Consider the following 21,516-nt stretch of genomic DNA (forward strand, 5'->3'; position numbering starts at 1 on the left):
CGTTTGATTCATTTATCGGTCAAGTTATTCTTTTTGAAACACAAAAGCGCTGATGGTCGTGTGACTTATGTTACGAAAAGCCCATGTGATGCGTAGCTGGACATTGCTAGGCGCCTATTAAAGAATCCCGTTACTAACGTGACGAGCTTTCTGCTGTTTGGAGTTTAAAAAACTCTCCTAATAACCGATTATTTCTGATAAATATCGTTGCTTGTATCGCTACTTATGGTTAATCTGATCGGGAATGAGAATTGCTGTTATGTGAAATCAAACACTTAGCGGGGCATATGAGAAATATTATTATCGTCGATTCTCGGTCTAAATAAGAACTTACTATTTAAAACAGGCTAGTTGAAAGTACTACTATTAAAGGGATGTCACATAATTGTCGTAAGAATGACGTAACTAACTTAAAGCAATTTTTCTCGCTTTCATCAATAATGCAGCTCTATGAAAACTAATAAGTACGCCCAGAATGATAAACCGAAAGATTCTTACAAGTTTTGCCTTTTTACTATTATCTTTTAATAGCTTTTCAGCTTCTTTTTCAGCCGTTCAAACGTTAGCTGACTCGCTTAAGCAGTATGTGGGAGAGAACGAACCTGGCTGCGCATTAGCATATGGCAATGCATCTAAAGACATTTTCCATTCAAAGGGCATTATTGAAGTAGGAAAAAATCATCCAATTACCTCGGATACACCGTTTGTAACTGCTTCTATTTCGAAGCAGTTCACTGCACATCTAGCGATACTTCTAGCTAAAAATAACCAACTCTCACTTGATGGCGCAGTACAGCGTTATTTTCCAGAAATTGATACTAATGAAAACATCACCGTTAACGACTTAATGAACAACACAAGTGGTATTCCTGATCATTGGAGTATATTCGAATTACAAGGCAGAGCTTTAACAGAAAAATATACCCAACACGAAGCTTTAGCATTGCTTAAGCACAATCTGAATCTACAGTTCACTCCAGGAGCAGAATATAAATACTCTAATGGTGGCTATGTCGCTTTAACTCAGGTGATTGAAAATGTTTCAAAGAAAAAACTCAATGAATTATTAAACCAACAGATTAATAGTCCTCTTGATATAGATGCCCAATACATTGATGAGCCTAAGCGGCTACCAATACATCGAGCTAAAGGCCATATTCAAACAAAGTCTGGCTTTATAACCTATGCTGGGGAGTCTTATATTTATGGTGATTCAAACTTAATGATAAATGCTCTCGATTTTAGTAAATGGGCTAAATATTTGAACCAGCAATTAGTATCAATGCCTGAATATTCGAAAGCTCTCTCTACTGGTGCTAAAAATAATCACTATTTTGCAGGGTTGTATTTAGAAAGTGATGATGCCGGTAAACAATTTCTGCAACATGGTGGCTATTATGAAAATTACACCCAAAGCATTGTATTAATACCAGAGTCACAGGAATATGCTCTTTCTTTATGCAATAGAGCAGACTTTAGACCAAGTAAAATACTGTATAGTTTTTTATCAGATATAGGCGCATTAAGCTTTAAAGATACTCTGCCATCTGAATCTGTTACACCGCAACAAACGCTTACACCAAGCTTATACATAAACGCCGACAAAACTGACGTTGCTATGATAATTTCAGAAGGTCAAAACCTATATTACTATGGTCAGTTAGTCAGCTCACCTAAACGCCTAAAGCCAGCTAAAAATAATAGTTGGAACGCAAAATTATCGACCAGTAAAATCATTATTAAACCGATAGACGATAAAAAGATCCAAGTATCAAATAGGCAAAATACCTACAACTACCATCGTATAAATATTGACTCAAACTCACCTTTTAAAACGGTGACTAAGCAAACTTACACCAATCCAACGATAGGTAACGTAGAGTTTAGTTTTGCACAAACTGGTGAGTTAAACTTTGTCGGTAGTGTTGGCGCAATCCCATTAAAGTGTAGCAATGAAAAATTCTGTTGGTCTGAAGAAGGCTATGTAGTTGTGAATATCAAAACCCCTCAAGAGATCATAATTTCTACCAATGATATGAAAAAAATGAAGTTTTTAAAAAAGGAAGGTTAAGACCATTATACAAATGCAATGAATGTGAATGTGCCCTAAATGAGAATATCGAGAATATTCTCATTCCCGACGAGATTAACCACTTAGCTGATCTTTTATTATCCTGTGTTCTCTATATTCCTTTTTTGAATAAAAAAGCCGTTTCTATTCTTTTTCATTCGACGCTATTCCGTCTATTCTTGCTTCATTATTTAGATATGGGCGTATAGTCGAGATGTTGCCGGAACAGAAAAATTTAAACCAAACAATGCTAGATACTAATCAACTGGCATCTTTTAAGCAAAGTATTAATGATCTTTCCCCGCTTCAGTTAGCGTGGGCTAGTGGTTATTTAGCTGCGAAGGCCGAAAGTGTTAGTACTGTAGAGCTTCCTAGCGCTACTTATAGTGTCGCTGCAGCAACGTTGACCATTTTATACGGTTCACAAACGGGTAATGCAAAAGGTGTTGCAAAGAATTTAGCTGCACAAGCCAAAGCTGAAGGTTTAAATGTCGAGCTTAAAAGCATGAGTGAGATTAAGCCTAAAGCCATAAAGAATATTAGTCATTTGTTGATTGTTGCTAGCACTAATGGTGAAGGTGAAGCGCCTGATGATGCAATTGCCTTGCACGAGTTCTTAGCATCTAAGAAAGCCCCTAAACTTGAGCATTTACATTACAGTGTTTTAGCACTGGGTGACACTAGCTATGAGTTTTTCTGTCAAACAGGTAAAGACTTTGATCAGTATTTAGAAAATCTAGGCGCAAAAAGAATTACTGAGCGTGTTGATTGTGATGTTGACTATGATGCCGATGCAAATACATGGTCAACGAATGTGATCGGTGAAGCGAAAAAGCTGCTTGATGCTGATAAGCCGGTTAGTAATGTTGTTTCGTTGGCTGGGGTTAGCAATGACGAAGAGCAATACACTAAGCAAGCTCCATATGCTGCTGAACTTCTGCTTAGCCAAAAAATTACTGGTAGGGATTCAGCTAAAGACGTTCGCCATATCGAAATTGATCTGGGAGAGTCAGGTATTACTTATCAAGCAGGTGATGCCTTAGGTGTTTGGTTTGAAAACGCTTTAGCACTTGTTGAAGAGCTTATTGCAGAACTTGGTTTACAGAATCAAGATACTGTTATGGTTGTGGAAGAAACCTTTAGCCTTGTTGATGCTTTGCAAGCTAAATTTGAAATCACCCAAACCTCAATTAATTTTATTGAATTTTGGGCACAGAAAAGTCAAAACCAAGCTTTATTGGCATTACTCGATGATAAAGCCGTATTAAGAGAATATGCCGCTAAGCATCAAGTTGTTGATGTGGTTAAATCAGCACCATTAGGCTCAGAAGCGACAATAACAGCGCAAGAGTTTATTGACGCGTTACGTAAAATCACCCCTAGACTTTATTCTATCGCATCTTCACAAAGCGAAGTTGAAGAAGAAGTACACTTAACGGTTGGGCTTGTTGAATACCAAGAGGGCGAAATAACTCGTCAAGGTGGAGCGTCTGGCTTTTTAGCTCATGGTCTTGAAGAAGGCGCTGAAGTTAAGGTTTTCATTGAGCACAATGATAACTTCCGTTTGCCTGCCAATAGCGAAACGCCAGTGATTATGATTGGACCAGGTACTGGTGTAGCTCCGTTTAGGGCTTTTATGCAAGAACGTGAAGCTACGAGGGATAGCGGGGATAATTGGTTGTTTTTTGGCGATCAAACCTTCACTCAAGACTTTCTTTATCAAGTTGAATGGCAAAGTTATCTGAAGTCAGGTTTGTTAACGCGAATCGATTTGGCATTTTCTAGAGACCAAGCCGAAAAAATTTATGTTCAAGATCGCTTGCGCGAAAATGCACAAGAAGTGTATGCCTGGTTAGAACGTGGTGCCCATTTATATATTTGTGGTGATATGAGCAGAATGGCAAAAGATGTTGAAGTGGCATTAGTTGACATTATTAGTGAGCAAGGTGGCAAGAGCACTGAGCAAGCGCAAGAGTACTTAAAAGAATTACGTAACGCTAAGCGTTATCAGAAGGATGTATACTAATGACTGATTTGACTCAACAAAATCAAGCAAATGGCCCGTTAATAGTTGAAGGTAAGCATGCTGATAACGAAAGGTTAAAAGCAGAGAGTAATTACTTACGCGGCACTATAGCAGAAGATTTAAATGACCATGTAACCGGTGGCTTTACCGCTGATAATTTTCAATTGATCAGAACTCACGGTATGTATCAACAAGATGACCGTGATATTCGTAATGAACGTGCTAAACAAAAGTTAGAACCATTACATAATGTTATGTTACGTGCACGTATGCCGGGTGGTATCATCACACCTACACAATGGTTAGCTATTGATAAGTTTTCACGTGAAAAAACCAGTTATGGCAGTATCCGTATCACCACGCGTCAAACGTTTCAATTTCATGGTGTATTAAAGCCTAATATTAAGTTAATGCATCAAACGTTAAATGAGTACGGTATTGATTCTATCGCGACAGCTGGTGATGTTAACCGTAATGTACTTTGTACAACTAATCCGGTTGAGTCTGAATTGCACCAAGAAGCCTATGAATGGGCTAAGAAAATAAGTGAACACTTACTACCTAAAACTCGTGCTTATGCAGAAATTTGGTTAGATGGTGAAAAAATTGAAGGCGGTACCGAAGTAGGAGAGGTTGAGCCTATCTTAGGTAGTACTTATTTACCACGAAAGTTTAAAACTACCGTAGTGATTCCACCACAAAACGATGTCGATGTTCATGCTAATGATTTGAACTTTGTCGCTATTGCAGAAGATGGCAAGCTTGTTGGCTTTAATGTACTTGTCGGTGGTGGTTTAGCCATGACTCACGGCGATAAGTCGACCTACCCACGCAAAGCTGACGATTTTGGTTTTGTTGCACTAGAAAAAACTTTAGATGTCGCTGCTGCGGTAGTGACTACCCAGCGTGACTGGGGCAATCGTGTTAACCGGAAAAATGCCAAAACAAAGTACACATTAGATCGTGTTGGTGTCGATACTTTTAAAGCGGAAGTTGAAAAACGTGCAGGCATTGCTTTTTCTAACAGCCGTCCGTATGAGTTTACCGGTCGTGGTGATCGTATTGGCTGGACTGAAGGTTTTGACGGTAAGCACCACTTAGCGCTATTTATTGAAAATGGGCGATTACTTGATAAGCCAAATTCACCGTTGAAAACCGGTGTTGCTGAAATTGCCAAAATTCATAAAGGTGATTTTCGCATGACCGCAAACCAAAACTTAATTGTTGCCGGTATTGCCAGTGACGATAAAGCGGCAATTGAAAAAATTGCCCGTGCGCATGGCTTAATATCTGACACTGCTTCAACGCAACGTAAAAACTCTATGGCCTGTGTGGCATTTCCTACTTGTCCATTAGCCATGGCTGAAGCTGAGAGATATTTACCAGGTTTAGTGACTGATGTTGAAACTATTTTGGCTAAACATGGTATTGCTGATGAAAGTATTATTTTACGCGTTACCGGTTGTCCAAATGGTTGTGGTCGCGCGATGTTGGCGGAAATTGGTTTAGTGGGCAAAGGCCCTAGTAAGTATAATATGCATTTAGGTGGCAATCTTGCTGGTACAAGAGTGCCGAAAATGTACAAAGAAAACCTAAATGAAACTGACATTTTGCAAGAAATAGATAGTTTGGTCGCTCGATGGGTAAGTGAGCGTAATGAAACCGAAGCGTTTGGCGATTTTGTGATTCGTGCCGGCATTATTAGTGAAGTTAAAGTAAGTAAGCGAGACTTTCATGACTAATATTATTAAAGCGAGCGCAACACCTGTGATCAACAATAAATTTCCTGCTTCGCTACCAGAGCCCTGGTTAAAGCAGTGGAATGAGTTACTTGAAAAACAGTCAGCGACACAGCGTGTTGAGTGGGCAATGGAAAACCTACCGTCACAGTTTGTTTTATCTTCTAGCTTTGGTATTCAATCTGCGGTTATGTTGCATATGTTGACGCAGATTGATCCCAATATACCGGTACTCATTACCGATACTGGTCATTTGTTTCCAGAAACTTATCAGTTTATTGAGCAATTGACTCAGCGTTTGAATTTAAACTTACAGGTATTTAGCGCGAAAGAAAGTGCCGCATGGCAGCAAGCTAAGTATGGTGATGAGTGGGCGACGGATGAAGCATCATTAAAAGCGTATAATCGACGAAATAAGGTAGAGCCGCTTGAACGTGGATTAAGCGAATTACAAGCAGGAACCTGGTTTTCAGGTGTTAGACGTCAGCAATCTAGTCATCGTGAAGGCTTGCCTGTAGTCAGTATTTTACGTGGCCGTTTTAAAGTACATCCGATTATTGATTGGTCAAACAAAGATGTTCATCAGTATTTAACCGCGAATAACTTGCCATATCATCCATTATGGGAAGAAGGTTATGTCTCGGTCGGTGATGTTCATAGCACACGGCCATTAACGGCTGGCATGGATGAAAGTGATACACGTTTTTCTGGCATGCAAAGAGAGTGTGGTTTACATACCGATGGCGATGGAATTTAAAGACTGAATATGAAGAGCGATTTGTTACGCTCTTCATATTTCAAGAGCCTATTATTCAATGGTGAAATTTTCAGCCAATTGCGCTTTAGCTGAATTTAAGAATGTTTCGTCAAAATTTTCACTAATGAGGTGCGCAAGCTCTGTACCTATCGGGGTGAATTTGTAGAAGGTCAGAATACAGTCCGCTTTTTTAGCATTAAAACTGATCTGCTTACCGTGATAACTGAACTGGATTTGTTCATGCTTGCCAAGTGGGTGGCTTTCCGTTTCTTGCTCAAAAACTAGATGATTATCAGCCAAAGTTAATATATCTGCATAACTTAAGCCGAATTGATTTAAATCTAGCCTTTGTTGGCGATTTTTATTAAAAAAATTAAATAACTTAGGTACTTGGTATGCACCACTAATAATTCGAATGTTTTTCTTACGAGCATCACTCATTGAAATACTACAAGCTTTTGCAAAAAGTTTTGCTTCCGTAATGCTCATAGTTCTAAATGCTTTTAGGGTTTTCAATGAAAAAGAGCCGGGTTGTGATACTTCACCCGCCAGTATTTTTCCCCATAACTCTTGCATGGTTTTATTGCCTATCCCTTCGGCTAGAGAGACAAAGCTACTAAACCAGTCTTGGTCGGCTCGCTCTGCTATTGCACTATCGGAACAATACTGTATCGCCCGTAATACAATCGCTTCGATATTTTGTTGTTGACGTAATTCACTTAGCTTGATGCGGCGAAACGATCTATCTTCGATAGGTGCTTGCTTCTCTTCCGGTAAAAATGCTCCATCTAGAGAAAATTTTCTTGCTAAAGCAAGTAGTTGTTTTTGAGACGAGGCTTTAGGCAAGCCCTTTGAAGGTTGTTTTTCTGAGGTGCCTGTTTGCTCATTGTCAATAACAATAGGGGAACTTTTTTCTACGGTAGTAGCCACTATTTTTCCAGTTTCGGCATGTGGAGAAGTCACATTCTTTCCCTTAAAGCGATAATATTTGTCTAAATAGTAAACTTAACATTGCTTGAGACATAATTATAGCGTAAATAATGTTTTCGCCTATTGTGTTATATTTTGATAGTCGCTTTACAAAGTATCATTTTTTACCTTTAATTTATAAATGCTTAAAGCTCAAGTTCTATATCTTTTATTGTACATATAGATAAAATTAATTGTCATGTAGTTGAAGTCGCAAATATTATTACAACGAAATGTTGAATAATCCCAATCCGACTTTTATTATGTACCTATATATGATGACAATTTTTTACAAATTGATGATCAAAAATACCGCTAGTTGTCGTTTACTAGCGCATTGAGGATGATATGCAAGTTTCCGAAAACACAAATGATGATTTTTTGTTTATCGATGATAGTGATGAAGATGAAATACTAGATTCTGCTATTGGTGAGACATGGAAAGTGCTTATTGTTGATGATGATCCGGAAATTCATTCCGTTACTCAGCTCGCCTTATCTGATTTAGTTGTCCTTGGTCGACATTTGGAATACCTGCATGCTTATTCTGGCCAAGATGCCTGCAAACTTATTGAAGAACATGAAGATATTGTTCTCGTGCTACTTGATGTTGTTATGGAAAGTGACGATGCAGGTCTTGCCGTAGTAAAACATATACGTGAACAATTAAAGCGTGATGATATTCGTATTGTCTTGCGTACCGGTCAGCCAGGTTACGCGCCAGAAGAAAGCGTGATCAAAGATTACGATATTAATGATTACAAAACCAAAACAGAGCTGACTCGTCGTAAATTAGTGACGACAGTTTATGCCGCCATTCGTTCATATCAACAGATTGACTCAGTTACAAAAAACAGACAAGGGCTGGAAAGAATTATCGGTGCGGCTGCCAATTTGCTTGAGCTCCACAATGTCCATGATTATGCTCGTGGTGTTTTAGCCGAATTCAAAACGCTTGCTGATTCAGATTCAAGTGTTTTTTGTGCGCGAGGACAGGGCATAGTTGAAGGCGCTGATGATTTAAGTTTGTACCTTTTAGGCCAAGAAGGATTATCTGATGCAAAAATTAATCAAAAACTAGCGGCGTTAGATAACCCAGATGCGGTAAGACAAATCACCAGTTGTTTTCAGCAAAAACAACATTTTTTTACTGCGAATTCTACTTCACTATATTTTGGTAGTGGTGGTTTTAGAGCGGTCGTGCATTTAGAGCTTAGCCAGGCATTAACGGACATTGAAAAGCAGTTAATCGAGGTGTTTTTAACTAATATTGCCACCGGCTATGAAAATGTTCACCTATTTCAAAAACTTCGTAATGCAGCTTATAAAGATTGGTTAACGGAATTACCTAATCGTTTAGATTTTGTTAATTTGTTAGATGAATTTTGCCAAAGTGACAATGAAGAACTTGTTGCCGCCCTAATTGATATTAATCATTTTAGTGATATTAATGACGGCCTTGGCCAAGACATTGGCAATCAGCTATTGATGGCGGTTTCTGCACGCATTCGTGGTGTTAGTGAGAAAAGCCAGCTTGCTCGCATTGGTGCTGATGTTTTCGGTATTATAGGCCCCAAAAATATTGTCAATCCTGAAACATTAACAGCATTGTTTAGTCGACCGTTTGCTGCCGGTGAACAAAACCTTCCCATCAGCGCTTGTTTTGGCTTTTGTGCTAAAAAATCAGCGGGTTCGAGAGGGGTTAAAGTATTAAACCAAATTAACATAGCGCTGAATTTAGCGAAAAAATCACAACAAGAACCCTTTGTTTATTATCAACAAGAAATGGAAGATAAAACACTTTGGCGTTTAGGGATGATCCGACAATTAAGAACTGATTTTTCTGATAATCGCCTTGAGCTTTGGTATCAACCTCAATTGAGTTTATCTACTGGGAAAATAATTGGCGCTGAAGCATTACTACGCTGGAAAACTGCGGAAGGAAAGTTTATTTCTCCGGCCGTATTTATTCCGCTAGCCGAATACTCGGGCTTAATTATTGATATTGGTAACTGGGTTGTTGATCAAGCTTGTTTGCTATTAAATAAGCTTGCATCTAGCCAATTTGAAGATGTTAGTATTTCGGTTAACGTTTCAATTCCACAATTTAAGCGTGACAATTTTGTCGACACTATCATTAAAACCACGCAATTAAATAAAGTTGATCCAAGTAAGTTAGAATTAGAAATAACTGAAAATGTATTAATGGATGAACCACAAGTTATCATTGATGCCTTAGTACAATTGAAAGCGCAAGGTATCAGTATTGCACTTGATGATTTTGGCACCGGCTTTTCATCATTAAGTTATTTACAAAAACTACCTTTAGACCGCTTGAAAGTTGATCGCTCTTTCGTTAATGATATAGCGGAACCTGGTGGCTCTGTCATTGCTGATACTATCATCAATTTAGGTAAACAAATGAATCTTAAGGTGATTGCTGAAGGTATTGAAAGTGTTGAGCAAGAAGTGCAACTGAAAGCCTTAGGTTGTGATGAAGTGCAAGGTTTTTACTATGCTAAGCCTATGCCTGTTGATGAATTCTTCAAACATTTAGAAAAAACCAATCGCTAGTAAACTCATAGCTGAGAAATAAACCGATAATTTTATCATTATCGGTTTATTTGCTATTAAAGTGCTTGTTCAGGCACGACCTTTTCTTTAAAACTAAATTCATTATTAATTGCCGGTGCGTATGGCATTAAGAAGGTTAACAATAATGAACAGCAAGCGAAACCAGCACCAACGTAAAACACCCATGACGAATTAATTATCCATACCATACCCAACAATGCCGGTATTACTACCGCGGCTATATGGTTAATTGAAAAGCTCACTCCCGCACTGGCAGCGATATCTTCAGGTAAGGCAATTTTTTGAAAATAGGTTTTAATTGCGATGGCCAAGGCAAAAAATAAATGATCAATAACATAGAGTGCTGCGGCAATATTGGCATTTTCTACTACTCCATATAACACAAAGATAATAGCTAGGCCGATATATTCAAATCGTAAAACACTGCGTTCACTGACCTTGCCAATAAAATTTCCTATTTTAGCGGCAAATAACCAGTTGAAAACATAGTTAATCAAAAACAAAGCACTAACATCAGCAACACTATAGTGGAATTTTTCTACCATTAGAAAGCCCGCGAAGACGACAAATATTTGTCGACGAGCACCACTGAAAAAAGTTAGTGCGTAAAAAAGCCAATAGCGTTTACGTAAAATTAGTTTTCTTGATTGTTCTGCAGGCGGCGGAAAGTGCGGGAAAGAGATAACCAAGAATAAGGTAAAAATTAGCGCTATACCACCAAATAATAGGTAGGTCGCTTGATAACTCCAAGTAAAGTATTCCATCAATAGCCAGATGCTGCTAAACGCAAGCAAAGAGGCGATAGACTTTATTGACAAGGCTCGACCCAAAAAGTGTGCGGTTTTATCTTTATTAATCCATTGTAAGGTGAGCGATTGATTGACTGTTTCGAAGTAATGAAAACCGACCGACATAATAACTGTAGTCAAATATAAACCGATAACTGAAGGGAAAAAGCCTGTTGCCGCGACACCTAAACTGGTTAGGCCTAATGAGATTAAGGCAAGCTTTTGTTCTTTAATAAAAAATAAAACATAAATAACGGTAAAGGCGAGAAATCCTGGCACTTCTCGTAAACTTTGTAACATACCAATTTCGACGCCGGTAAAGTTGGCTTTCTCAACAACAAAATTATTCAGTAATGCCATCCAAACAGAGAATACCAGCGGCATAATAAATGCCATGGCGAGCAGCAAATTCTCTGGTGTTCGTAATTTCGTGTTGAGTGACATTTTTCATCTTCGTTTAATTGAATGGTGAGCTGCTTATTGTATGTTAAATACTTGTCAATTACACGATGAACTCGGCACGCGAAATCTTTAACTATGCTTTCGTGTTGATAGGCGTTAGTGTAAATAACATGAAATAATTAACCTGAAAAAAGTAAATGAATATAAATAAACTTGCTGAGCAAAATTATGACTGGGTTGAGCGCATGGGTTGGCACAATAAATCAACCTTAGAAGCATTAGCCTTAGTGGCCTCAGAAGTGGGTGAAGCCATTAATGAATGTCGAGGTGAGCAGCCAACGGCGGAGTTTGCTGAAGAGCTGGCGGATATAGTGCTTAGAGTTTTAGATATTGCTCATTGGCACAACATTGATATGGAAAAAGAGCTACAAGCGAAAATGCTCAAGAATGAACAACGGGGAACTCGAGGTAGGGTAAAATGATAATTGCTCAACTGCACATGAATCAGACCAGTACTGACTATGAATTGTTATTTCACATTTAATAATAAGTACTGGACATATTTTAATAAATTAATAAGACAAACAACAAAACAGTCGCAATTGTTGCTAAATATCCACCCACAATGGCACCTGTCGTTTTAGCAGCAGATATTTCTCTAATTTGTACTTGCTTAATATCACTAATTTTTACTTGATGTAGTTTGCCAATTATATGACTTTTTGTAACTTTCACTACAATCATTTCAAAGCGAGTGTTATTAAAGGTTTTGATTAATATACTATCGTCTTTTTTGATGCTTTCCTTTAGTGATATTAGCGTTATTTGAGGTTCAATTGTACGCACTGAGGTGCACGCCGATAAAGCTAATATCATGATGATAAAAATAGATTTAAATGGTTTGATAATTTCTACTTCCTATGTAGTTTCAACGCGATAACATATCGCTATAGCTTGCATTTTGCAATTTATTCTATTGTATATAAAGTATTAATACACCTAATTAAAACGCTTGTTTAAAAAAATTTGCTTTCCCAACTCTTTCAAGGCAAACTCATTGGCACTTTATTTCTTTTACTCGTTTATTATAAATAATGAGTAAGCTAAATATTCACACGCTTGGTAGTAGTCTATGATTACGTATTACCAGTCAATCGACCCATAAAAGTCAGGAGAGTAGGCATGTTATTTCAAGGCAAAAGCCTTTCTGCCCAGTTGTTAGATGACGGCATTGTTGAATTTAAATTCGATGCGCAAGGCTCAGTTAACAAATTTGATCAGGCAACGTTTAAAGAATATATCGCAGTTGTTGATGCCATCAATAACTGTAGTGAAGCAAAAGGGGTATTAGTTACTTCTGGTAAGTCTTCGTTCATCGTTGGTGCTGATATCACCGAATTTTTAGAAACCTTTAAAAAACCTGAAGAAGTTTTGATCCCATGGATCAAAGAAGGCTCTGACGTATTTGACTCATTTGAAGATATTAACTTGCCAACGGTTGTTGCCATTAATGGTTTCGCATTAGGTGGCGGTTGTGAAATGACCTTAGCTTGTGATTATCGTATCGCTGACACTACGTGTTCAATTGGCCTTCCAGAAGTGAAATTAGGCTTAATGCCCGGCTTTGGTGGCACAGTACGATTACCTCGTGTCATTGGTGCTGATAATGCTATTGAGTGGATGTCGACAGGTAAAGCACACAAAGCAGAACAAGCCATGGCTGTTGGTTTACTTGATGCGGTTGTTGCACCTGAACATTTACGTGAAGCGGCAATGAACATGCTTAAACAAGCCATTGCTGGCAAGCTTGATTGGCGTGCAAAACGTCAACCTAAATTGGAAGCATTAAAGTTATCGCCAACTGAAACTATCATGACCTTCAATACATGTAAAGGCATGATCGCGGCAAAAGCGGGTAAACATTACCCAGCACCAATGGCAACTGTAAAAACCATTGAAGCTGCTGCTGGTTTAGACCGTGCTGGCGCAATGGCACTTGAAAACGCTGGTTTTGCAAAGCTTGCCAAAACTGATGCAGCAACCGCACAAATTGGCCTATTTATGGCTGACCAAGTTGTTAAAGGCAAAGCGAAAAAAGCCGGTAAACAAGCGACTAAAGCGGTTAACAAAGCCGCAGTGTTGGGTGCAGGTATTATGGGCGGTGGTATTGCATACCAGTCTGCTTATAAAGGTACGCCAATCATCATGAAGGATATTAACGACCAAGCTTTAGATTTAGGTTTAACAACGGCTGCAGGCATTTTGAGCAAGCAAGTTGAACGTGGTCGCATGAACGCTAAGAAAATGGCGGGCGTATTAAACAACATCACACCATCTTTAAGCTACGACAGTGTGAAAGGTGTTGATATTGTTGTTGAAGCGGTAGTTGAAAACCCGAAAGTTAAAGCTATGGTATTAGCTGAAGTTGAAAGCCATATAGCTGACGATGCGATTGTTACGTCAAATACTTCAACCATTTCAATTGATTTACTGGCAGAAAGCGTAAAACGCAAAGACAAATTCTGTGGTATGCATTTCTTCAACCCAGTAAACAAAATGCCATTAGTAGAAGTTATTCGTGGTAAAGAAACCTCTGATGAAACCGTTGCTGCCGTTGTTGCATATGCTGCGAAAATGGGTAAATCACCTATCGTAGTTAACGATTGTCCAGGTTTCTATATTAACCGTGTTCTATTCCCTTACTTTGCCGGTTTTAGTCAATTAGTGCTTGAAGGTGCTGACTTTACGGCCGTAGATAAAGTCATGGAAAAACAATTTGGTTGGCCAATGGGTCCAGCATATTTACTTGACGTTGTCGGTATTGATACTGCTGACCATTGTACAGGCGTGATGTCATCAGGTTTCCCAACTCGCATGGCAAAAATTGATAACGATCCGGTAAGTGCGTTATACGCTAATGAGCGTTTTGGTCAGAAAAATGGCAAAGGCTTCTACGACTATGGTAAAGATAAGCGTGGTCGTCCAACGAAAGTGGCAGCTCAAGCAGCTTATGACTTATTTTCAGTTGAAAGCAAAGAGTTCAGCCAAGACGAAATCATTGCTCGTTTGATGATCCCTATGGTCAATGAAGTTATTCGTTGTTTAGAAGAAGGTGTGGTTGATACTGCAGCTGAAGCCGATATGGGCTTAATTTACGGCTTAGGCTTCCCGCCATTTAGAGGTGGCCCAATTCGTTATTTAGAAACCTTAGGTTTAGATAACTTTATTGCTATGGCGGATAAATACGCTCACCTAGGCGAAATTTATCAAGTGACTGACGGACTTCGCGAAATGGCGAAATCTGGCAAATCTTATTTTACAACTGACGTTAAAACAGCTTAGGCGTAGGAGAAAATCATGAAAGAAGTCGTTATTGTCGATTGCATCCGTACTCCAATGGGGCGCTCAAAAGCCGGTGTTTTTCGTAATGTTCGTGCTGAAACGTTATCAGCACATTTAATGCAACAATTGCTAGTTAGAAACCCGAATTTAGACCCAGCATTAATTGAAGATATTATTTGGGGTAATGTTAAGCAAACTAAAGAGCAAGGTTTCAATATTGCTCGTAATGCGCAATTGTTGACTGATATTCCAAAGTCTACCGGTGCTGTTACGGTTAACCGTTTATGTGGTTCTTCAATGCAAGCACTACATGACGCTACAACCAATATCATGGCCGGCCAAGGCGATGTGTTTATGGTTGGTGGTGTTGAACATATGGGTCATGTACCTATGATGTACGATGTTGATTTTGACCCAGCACTAAGCAAACATATTTCTCGTGCCGCTGGCAACATGGGCTTAACGGCTGAATTATTAGGCATGCAACACGGTGTTACTCGTGCAGAGCAAGACGCCTTTGGCGCTCGTTCTCACCAATTAGCACATAAAGCTATGCTTGAAGGCCGTTGGGCAAATGAAATTGTGCCAACATTAGGTCATGATGCCATGGGTGCGTTAACGCTTATTGAACATGATGAAGTCATTCGTCCAGAAACTACCGTTGAAAGCTTATCGGGTTTACGCCCAGTGTTTGACCCTGTAAACGGTACGGTAACTGCTGGTACTTCTTCAGCACTTTCTGACGGCGCTTCTGCAATGTTAGTCATGTCGGCTGACAAAGCCAAAGAAATGGGCTTAACACCACGCGTTAAAATTCGCGGTATGGGTGTTGCTGGTTGCGATCCATCAACCATGGGCTTTGGTCCAGTTCCTGCTACTAAGAAAGCATTAAAACGTGCTGGCTTAACGTTAGAAGATATTGAATTGGCTGAGTTTAACGAAGCATTTGCAGCACAAGCATTATCGTGTGTGCGTTCATTAGGTTTAGAAGACAAAATGGATGACATGATCAACCTTAATGGTGGCGCTATTGCACTAGGTCACCCACTAGGTTGTTCAGGTAGCCGTATTTCTGGCACCTTAATTAACTTAATGGAAGCGCAAGACGCTAACATAGGTTTAGCCACTATGTGTATCGGTTTAGGTCAGGGTATTGCAACAGTATTTGAGCGTGTTTAAACGCGAAATAGCATTTCCTAAATAGATATCAAAAAGCCCAACATCGTTGGGCTTTTTTGTGCCTGACTGTTGGCTAAATTACCTGCTTTTTATCTTATCTTTGTACTATGCTTAATGCCTCTGTCTGCGCGTAATCGTGTATACGAAGTGAGATTGGCGAACAAGATAATGGAGAAAATAACATGCCACTGATCACAGTAAATATTATTGAAAATGTTTTTAACGAAGAAGAAAAAGCAACCATGATTGCTAAGTTAACCGATACCATGGTTGCCATTGAAGGTGAAGGTATGCGGCCAGTCACCTGGGTAAAAATTGAAGAAGTTCCAGAAGGGCAATGGGGCATAGCAGGAACGCCGATTACCGCTGCAATGGTGCGTGACATGCGAAACGGCTAACAGCATAACTGGTAATATAACTAACCTGAGCTCGAGATAAGCAAAATGCTACAACAGCCCTATTAAAAGCTATTTCTACGTTGTTTAAGTTGCCAATAACTCGTTATTGGGCACACTTAAACGCCTTGAACTAGACATAAATACCACTACTGTAGGTTGAGTTTTGATAAGATTTTGAAATAGCTTTATTTTTCATTCTCATTATCCCGAGTTCAGGTTAACTAAGCGAGCAGTCGCTTGCTTAGTTACTTTGTTCGTTATTTTCCAATCGATACAGCACCACGTCTAAATCGCCTAATTGTGAGTCTGAATGAATATAAGATTTAATATATTCCATACCCATTTTTTTCATCACGCCAACTGAGCCATCATTGCCGTGCATAGCAACAGCACTAAAGAATTTATTTTCTGGTAATTGGGCAAGTGCTTGGTGAATTTGTATTGCTGCTTCAGAGGCATAACCTTTTCCCCAAGTAGACTGTAAGAAGCGCCAACCTAATTCAATATCATCCCAAATTGGGTTATCGGAAAAAAAGTCCATCGGCCGAACTAAAATCCAGCCAATGTCTTGTTGAGTTTCATTAATGGTTACTTTCCAAAGCCCCCAACCTTTATCAATATTTTTATAGGCATTGTGACGAGGAATGAATTTGTTCTTAATGTCTTCACGACTTGTCATGTTGCCGCCATTGATATAGCGCATTACTTCTGGGTTTTGATCAAGCTGAAAAAGAAATTCGCTGTCACTTTCATCAATTAATTTGTAGCTAAGGCGTGCTGAATTTGTAATTTCCATAAGTATTGCCCGTAAGTAGAGTTCAAGTTTTTGATCATGCTATCATTTTTAAATTCATTCAACGAAGTGAAATATTAAATTTTTGACAGTTTGCTGTAATAGCTAAAAAAGCCAAGAGCGAAATTTGTTCTTGGCTTTCAGGAGGGCGGAAATAGGTGTTTTTATGTGGGCTAATAACTTCGATGTGGAAAACTAAAACTTGTTTCAGATACTAGCTTTCCTGAGCTGTCGCGTGGTGTAGTAAAGTAATCTACGGCAAGTTTGTCAGTGTTATTATCTATCGTTAAATGAGCAAAACCCCAAGTAAAGCTTTTTGACCAAAGTAAATCATATTGCGGATATTTTAGCGCTTGTTGCTCGGCAAACGGCGTGTGTTTACCGCGCATTTTTGAGGCTGCCCCGCTAATAATTAATGGTAATGGTGCACGGCTATTACTTTCGGGGTAAGCTGAGCAATCATCGGTTAATAGCTCTAAGTCGTGTTCATGACCGGCGATATATGCATCAGCATATTGGCATAATGTTGGCATTATCAGTTTTCTAAGCACATGGCCTTCACTATATTTAGTGCCGCCAATTGACCATAAAATATGATGACCATAAACCACTTTCCACTTAGCTGTTGAGTTTTCCATACTCTCTTTTAGCCACTGTAATTGCTTTTTATCTTCACCGTTTATTGGGCCTTCGTGCGCATCATGTTCTTCCAGTTCTGCACTACCATTTGCCAGAGCGGTACTGAGGTCACCTTCGCTGCCATCTGGGTTTAATGGCACCTCGTAAAATGTTTGCCCTGACAACAGCATGTTGGTGTCTAACACAAAAAATTCTATCTCATTTCCCGGTGTGCCTTGCGTGTAACGATAGTAGCCTTGTGCATCCATATGAAAATTCTTCTGCTTTGACATCCATTCTTGCTGTAATGCCACGCCTTTCCTAGAGGTTTTCCAGTCATGGTTGCCTAGCGCGGAATAAACGACTAGCTCTGGCTCTTCGGCGAATAAAGGTAAAAGCGGTTGTAGAATGAGCTCATTCATACGCTTTTGATCGTCTTTGCCGTCATTAGCGTCTGCGCCATCGGGATAAATGTTATCACCTAACTGAATGGCAAAGTCGCAAGCTCGTTGCTGACAAAGTGTTGCCATGGCTTGGCCTACTGGACCTGCTCCACCTTGCTCGGTTGCTATGTTCGTGCCGGGGTAGATGTAAATAGGTGCATGGTCAAACTCAGACATTGGGCGGTAGTCTTCTTGCCAATCTTGCTTTTCTTTTTCGATAAATTGTTCGCGATTACGTGGATTTTTAATGTGTTTGGCTTTCGGGTAATCGGTATGGTAACCGCCATCACCAAAAGCAAGGAAACTGATATTTTTGTTTAGTTCTTGAGTGTTTTTAATATCTGCCTGCGTATTTGCTTTTGCATTTGGTTGCGCATTATATTGGCATGCTGAGATGAATAGTAAGCTGCCCAATACAAGTGTGGCTTTGAATAAGGTTTGTTTATTTTTTGCGTTCATATCGCTGTTAACCGTATTTTTCATAATGTTACTTTTCGAAGTAGTGGTGTTATTTATTTCGCTTTGTGGCTGGATATTGCTTGCTATGAAGCCGCGCACTTGTTGACGTTATTTCATAGCTAAAGCAGGCTTTTAAAGAGAATTGATAGTAAAACCCAATTCAAATGATGAGCCGTATTCTTCGTATTGATAATTGTATTTTTCATTACCGTGATAGAGGTAATAAGGTTCGTCAGTTAAGTTAACGGCGTTGAAATAGATCTGCATGGTGTCGTCAATGTAGTACTTAGCTGAGAAATCAATTTGGGTGTGTGTATCTTCAAAAACATCGCTGCTGTTATCAATAAATTGGAAGCTTTCGCTTTTGTAAGTGCTGCTAAGGCGAGCGCTGAATTTATTATTTTCAAAACCGAACATAAGGTTAGCTACCGTATCTGCCTGATTTGGCAACTTGTCATCGGTATCAACGAAGGTGCCATTTGCACTAACAAATAACCCTGACTGGAAGTTCTTGGTCCATGAAAGCTCAAGCCCTGTCAGTGATGCCGAGCCGCCGTTAATAGGCTGAACAACTTCCTCAAAACCTGACCATTGGCCATTGTCTTGAACTTCGGCTTGTATAATGTAGTTGTCGATATCTTTGTAGAATAGTCCAGCAGAAAACACGCCAATATGGCCCGGATAGTACTCTACAGACAGGTCGATGTTATCTGATTCATACGGTGCTAAGTCAGGGTTACCTACTTCCGCTTTACGCTCAGTTTCAATGTTACCGTCGTTTTCAGTTATTTCACTTTCGATGATTTGAAAAGCCGCTGAATCACCAAATGTTGGCCGAGCTATAGTTTGAGTAAATGCGAAACGAGCAAGTAATTTATCAGATGCTGAATACTTTACATTTATGCTTGGCAGTATGTGGTCGTAATCTTTCTTAACTTGCCAAGGGGAAATAAGCACTTGTTCGTCATCGTTAACTTCATCAGCGACAAGTTCAACTTTATTACCTTGGGTGTCAAAGCGAGTGCTTTCATAGCGAACACCGGTAATAATACGCCACTTATCAATATCAAGCGTTACCATGGCATAGGCAGCACTAACATCTTCGTTGCTTTCGAACGAACTACCTTTGCTGTCTATGGTTGACTTTAATTGGTCAATATCAAAATCAGCGCGGTTTGCTAATACATAGTCTTTAAGTGAGTTTTGCGAAATGCCAGGGCCAAAGTTTCCGATATTGTAATTTGGTATTGCTGTTGCAAACTGTTGTGCAAATATATCGTCAAAGCCACCGTCGTAAATAGTTGCATCAGCATCATTGAATTTTTCGCGTGACTGATGCTTAAAACCAAATTTGAATTGACCATTATTATTTTGCCAAACAAAGTCTTTACTAAAATCGACTTTAAAGCTCAATTCTTCATCTTCAGTGAGGTTGTTTTCGTAAGCAATTTCATCCATGGCAAAGTTGTTTAGATCTTGCGCAGCGCTACTTTGTACTAGATGTGAAATACTGCCGGTACTGTTGTAACCTATTGCTAAATCTTCGCCAACAAAAGTGACATCCAAGCGACTTGGCTCTTCTTCACTTGATTTTGAATAACCAACGTCGTACTCAACCAGCCAATCACCCACTTGATTTCCTCCGCCGAGTACTAAGGAAAGGATCTCTTGTTGTTCATATCTGTCTTTGGTGTCACGTTCCATTTCAGCGTCAGCAAATTGCGCTGAAGAGTCGTTATAATTCGTTAAATCAATGGCACCTTTGTCAAACTTATATTGATTTCGCAGGCGATATTCGTCATCGGAAAACTTACTGTATAAGGTTCTAAAGTAATACTTGTCGGTACTTGAGGTATGCAAATCAAAGTTTAATGCTGCACCTAAGCGTTCACGAGTAATTTGATAATGGCGCTGTTCAATTTCTTCTGCAGAAAATACTTCAATGTCGTCACCAGTCGCGGCATCTTCAAATTCAAAATCAGCCCAACCGCCATCAGTTTCAATATTGTTCGAGCCAAATTTACGCTCGAACCAGGATACGGCAGTGGCAACCCCAAGTTGTGCACTAGAGGACAAGTTAAAAATATCAGTATAACTGCCAGACAGTTTCGGGCTGGTATCTTCCATTAGCTCATTGTATGAGCCCTGAATAGTGGCACTGTAACTTCTACCTTGGCGGTCAAAAGCACTTAAGCTCTTAACTTCTATTGAGCCACCAACAGCGTTAGCATCCATGTCGGGTGTCACGGTTTTACTCACCTCTAAACTTTGTATTAACTCCGATGGAATGACATCTAATGCTACACTGCGCACACCAGACTCAGGTGATGGCACGTTAACACCATTAATTGTTACGTTGTTTAGATTTGGGTCAATGCCGCGAATGGCGACGAAGCGGCCTTCACCTTGATCGCGTTGAATCGACAAGCCCGGTAAGCGTTGCAAAGCTTCAGCAGCGTTTTGGTCAGGGGACTGTCCAATGGTATCGGCACTGACAATCGACATTAAATTATCAGCATTTTTTTGGCGATTAATAGCGCCTGCTTGCCCAGCACGTTGCCCGTAAACAATAATGTTGTCCATAGCTTCTTGGGTATTACCAATAATGAATTTTTGCTGGCTATTAGCGGTATCACTTACAGATATTTTCTTTTCAACGGTTGGAACCCCTATATAAGATATCTCTAACGTGTAATCTCCTGCGGGCAGCTGAGAAAAACGAAATGAACCATCTCGTGCAGAGATAACCGTCATATTAAGTTCCTTAATACGAACTTTTGCCCCTTCAAAATAAACGGTATTTGAAGCGTCAGTGATACGGCCGCCGAAGCCGGTATCGTTCGCCATAATGCTTGAGCTAAAAAGTGCAGCACTGCAAGCTACAGCAAGTGCAGAGCGTTGAAAAACGTGCCAGGAATTCGTTTTAATCATGTGACA

Annotated in this window: 15 protein-coding genes; 9 read left to right on the forward strand and 6 right to left on the reverse strand. The window is 39.5% G+C overall.

All coding sequences use genetic code 11. The annotated features are described in order from the left end of the window. Positions 1-586: 586 nt before the first annotated feature. The 4 genes from AC27JP_RS16450 to AC27JP_RS16465 all read left to right on the forward strand — a co-directional run bounded on the left by AC27JP_RS16450 (position 587) and on the right by AC27JP_RS16465 (position 6,593). On the forward strand, positions 587-2,071 hold the full coding sequence (locus tag AC27JP_RS16450; RefSeq protein ID WP_487117018.1) for a serine hydrolase domain-containing protein: 1,485 nt from the start codon (positions 587-589) through the stop codon (positions 2,069-2,071). 214 nt (positions 2,072-2,285) lie between these two features. Then, the gene (locus AC27JP_RS16455) at positions 2,286-4,097 is read left to right on the forward strand and encodes an assimilatory sulfite reductase (NADPH) flavoprotein subunit (protein ID WP_487117019.1); all 1,812 of its coding nucleotides are present in this window, start codon (positions 2,286-2,288) and stop codon (positions 4,095-4,097) included. Continuing rightward, positions 4,097-5,839: an assimilatory sulfite reductase (NADPH) hemoprotein subunit gene (gene cysI / locus AC27JP_RS16460; RefSeq protein WP_487117020.1), complete on the forward strand. Its 1,743-nt coding sequence runs from the start codon at positions 4,097-4,099 to the stop codon at positions 5,837-5,839. Before AC27JP_RS16455 ends, cysI begins: the two co-directional genes overlap by 1 nt. Further along, positions 5,832-6,593 (forward strand): phosphoadenylyl-sulfate reductase, encoded by a 762-nt coding sequence (locus AC27JP_RS16465; RefSeq protein WP_487117021.1) that lies wholly within the window; start codon positions 5,832-5,834, stop codon positions 6,591-6,593. Before cysI ends, AC27JP_RS16465 begins: the two co-directional genes overlap by 8 nt. Before the next feature lie 51 nt (positions 6,594-6,644). Here the strand turns inward: AC27JP_RS16465 and AC27JP_RS16470 are convergent, their stop codons facing one another. Continuing rightward, positions 6,645-7,556 carry a TIGR03899 family protein gene (locus AC27JP_RS16470; RefSeq protein ID WP_487117022.1) on the reverse strand — a complete coding sequence of 304 codons (912 nt, stop codon included), beginning with the start codon at positions 7,554-7,556 and terminating at the stop codon, positions 6,645-6,647. A gap of 354 nt (positions 7,557-7,910) precedes the next feature. Between AC27JP_RS16470 and AC27JP_RS16475 the strand changes: the two genes are divergently transcribed. Next, positions 7,911-10,136 (forward strand): two-component system response regulator, encoded by a 2,226-nt coding sequence (locus tag AC27JP_RS16475; RefSeq protein ID WP_487117023.1) that lies wholly within the window; start codon positions 7,911-7,913, stop codon positions 10,134-10,136. Positions 10,137-10,192: 56 nt separating this feature from the next. Here the strand turns inward: AC27JP_RS16475 and AC27JP_RS16480 are convergent, their stop codons facing one another. Next, complete coding sequence (locus tag AC27JP_RS16480; RefSeq protein ID WP_487117024.1) at positions 10,193-11,389, reverse strand: MFS transporter; 1,197 nt, start codon at positions 11,387-11,389, stop codon at positions 10,193-10,195. A gap of 155 nt (positions 11,390-11,544) precedes the next feature. Here AC27JP_RS16480 and AC27JP_RS16485 point away from each other — a divergent pair, with 155 nt between their 5' ends. Then, positions 11,545-11,829, forward strand: coding sequence for a MazG nucleotide pyrophosphohydrolase domain-containing protein (locus AC27JP_RS16485; RefSeq protein ID WP_487117025.1), 285 nt, complete (start codon positions 11,545-11,547; stop codon positions 11,827-11,829). Positions 11,830-11,911: 82 nt separating this feature from the next. Here AC27JP_RS16485 and AC27JP_RS16490 read toward each other — a convergent pair whose 3' ends face one another. Further along, positions 11,912-12,193, reverse strand: a complete 282-nt coding sequence (locus AC27JP_RS16490; protein WP_487117026.1) for a hypothetical protein — start codon at positions 12,191-12,193, stop codon at positions 11,912-11,914. Positions 12,194-12,529: 336 nt separating this feature from the next. Between AC27JP_RS16490 and fadB the strand changes: the two genes are divergently transcribed. From fadB to AC27JP_RS16505, 3 genes are all read left to right on the forward strand, one after another. Further along, positions 12,530-14,689, forward strand: coding sequence for a fatty acid oxidation complex subunit alpha FadB (gene fadB, locus AC27JP_RS16495; protein ID WP_487117027.1), 2,160 nt, complete (start codon positions 12,530-12,532; stop codon positions 14,687-14,689). A gap of 15 nt (positions 14,690-14,704) precedes the next feature. Continuing rightward, the gene (gene fadA, locus AC27JP_RS16500; RefSeq protein ID WP_487117028.1) at positions 14,705-15,868 is read left to right on the forward strand and encodes an acetyl-CoA C-acyltransferase FadA; all 1,164 of its coding nucleotides are present in this window, start codon (positions 14,705-14,707) and stop codon (positions 15,866-15,868) included. A 182-nt stretch (positions 15,869-16,050) separates the two neighbouring features. Next, positions 16,051-16,266 carry a tautomerase family protein gene (locus AC27JP_RS16505; RefSeq protein WP_487117029.1) on the forward strand — a complete coding sequence of 72 codons (216 nt, stop codon included), beginning with the start codon at positions 16,051-16,053 and terminating at the stop codon, positions 16,264-16,266. A 241-nt stretch (positions 16,267-16,507) separates the two neighbouring features. Here the strand turns inward: AC27JP_RS16505 and AC27JP_RS16510 are convergent, their stop codons facing one another. The 3 genes from AC27JP_RS16510 to AC27JP_RS16520 all read right to left on the reverse strand — a co-directional run bounded on the left by AC27JP_RS16510 (position 16,508) and on the right by AC27JP_RS16520 (position 21,510). After that, positions 16,508-17,062: a GNAT family N-acetyltransferase gene (locus AC27JP_RS16510; RefSeq protein WP_487117030.1), complete on the reverse strand. Its 555-nt coding sequence runs from the start codon at positions 17,060-17,062 to the stop codon at positions 16,508-16,510. 170 nt (positions 17,063-17,232) lie between these two features. Further along, positions 17,233-18,603, reverse strand: a complete 1,371-nt coding sequence (locus AC27JP_RS16515; RefSeq protein WP_487117031.1) for a metallophosphoesterase — start codon at positions 18,601-18,603, stop codon at positions 17,233-17,235. A 108-nt stretch (positions 18,604-18,711) separates the two neighbouring features. Further along, complete coding sequence (locus tag AC27JP_RS16520) at positions 18,712-21,510, reverse strand: TonB-dependent receptor (protein WP_487117032.1); 2,799 nt, start codon at positions 21,508-21,510, stop codon at positions 18,712-18,714. Between the last annotated feature and the right edge of the window lie 6 nt (positions 21,511-21,516).

Source organism: Colwellia sp. SU-HH01172 (assembly GCF_057553355.1).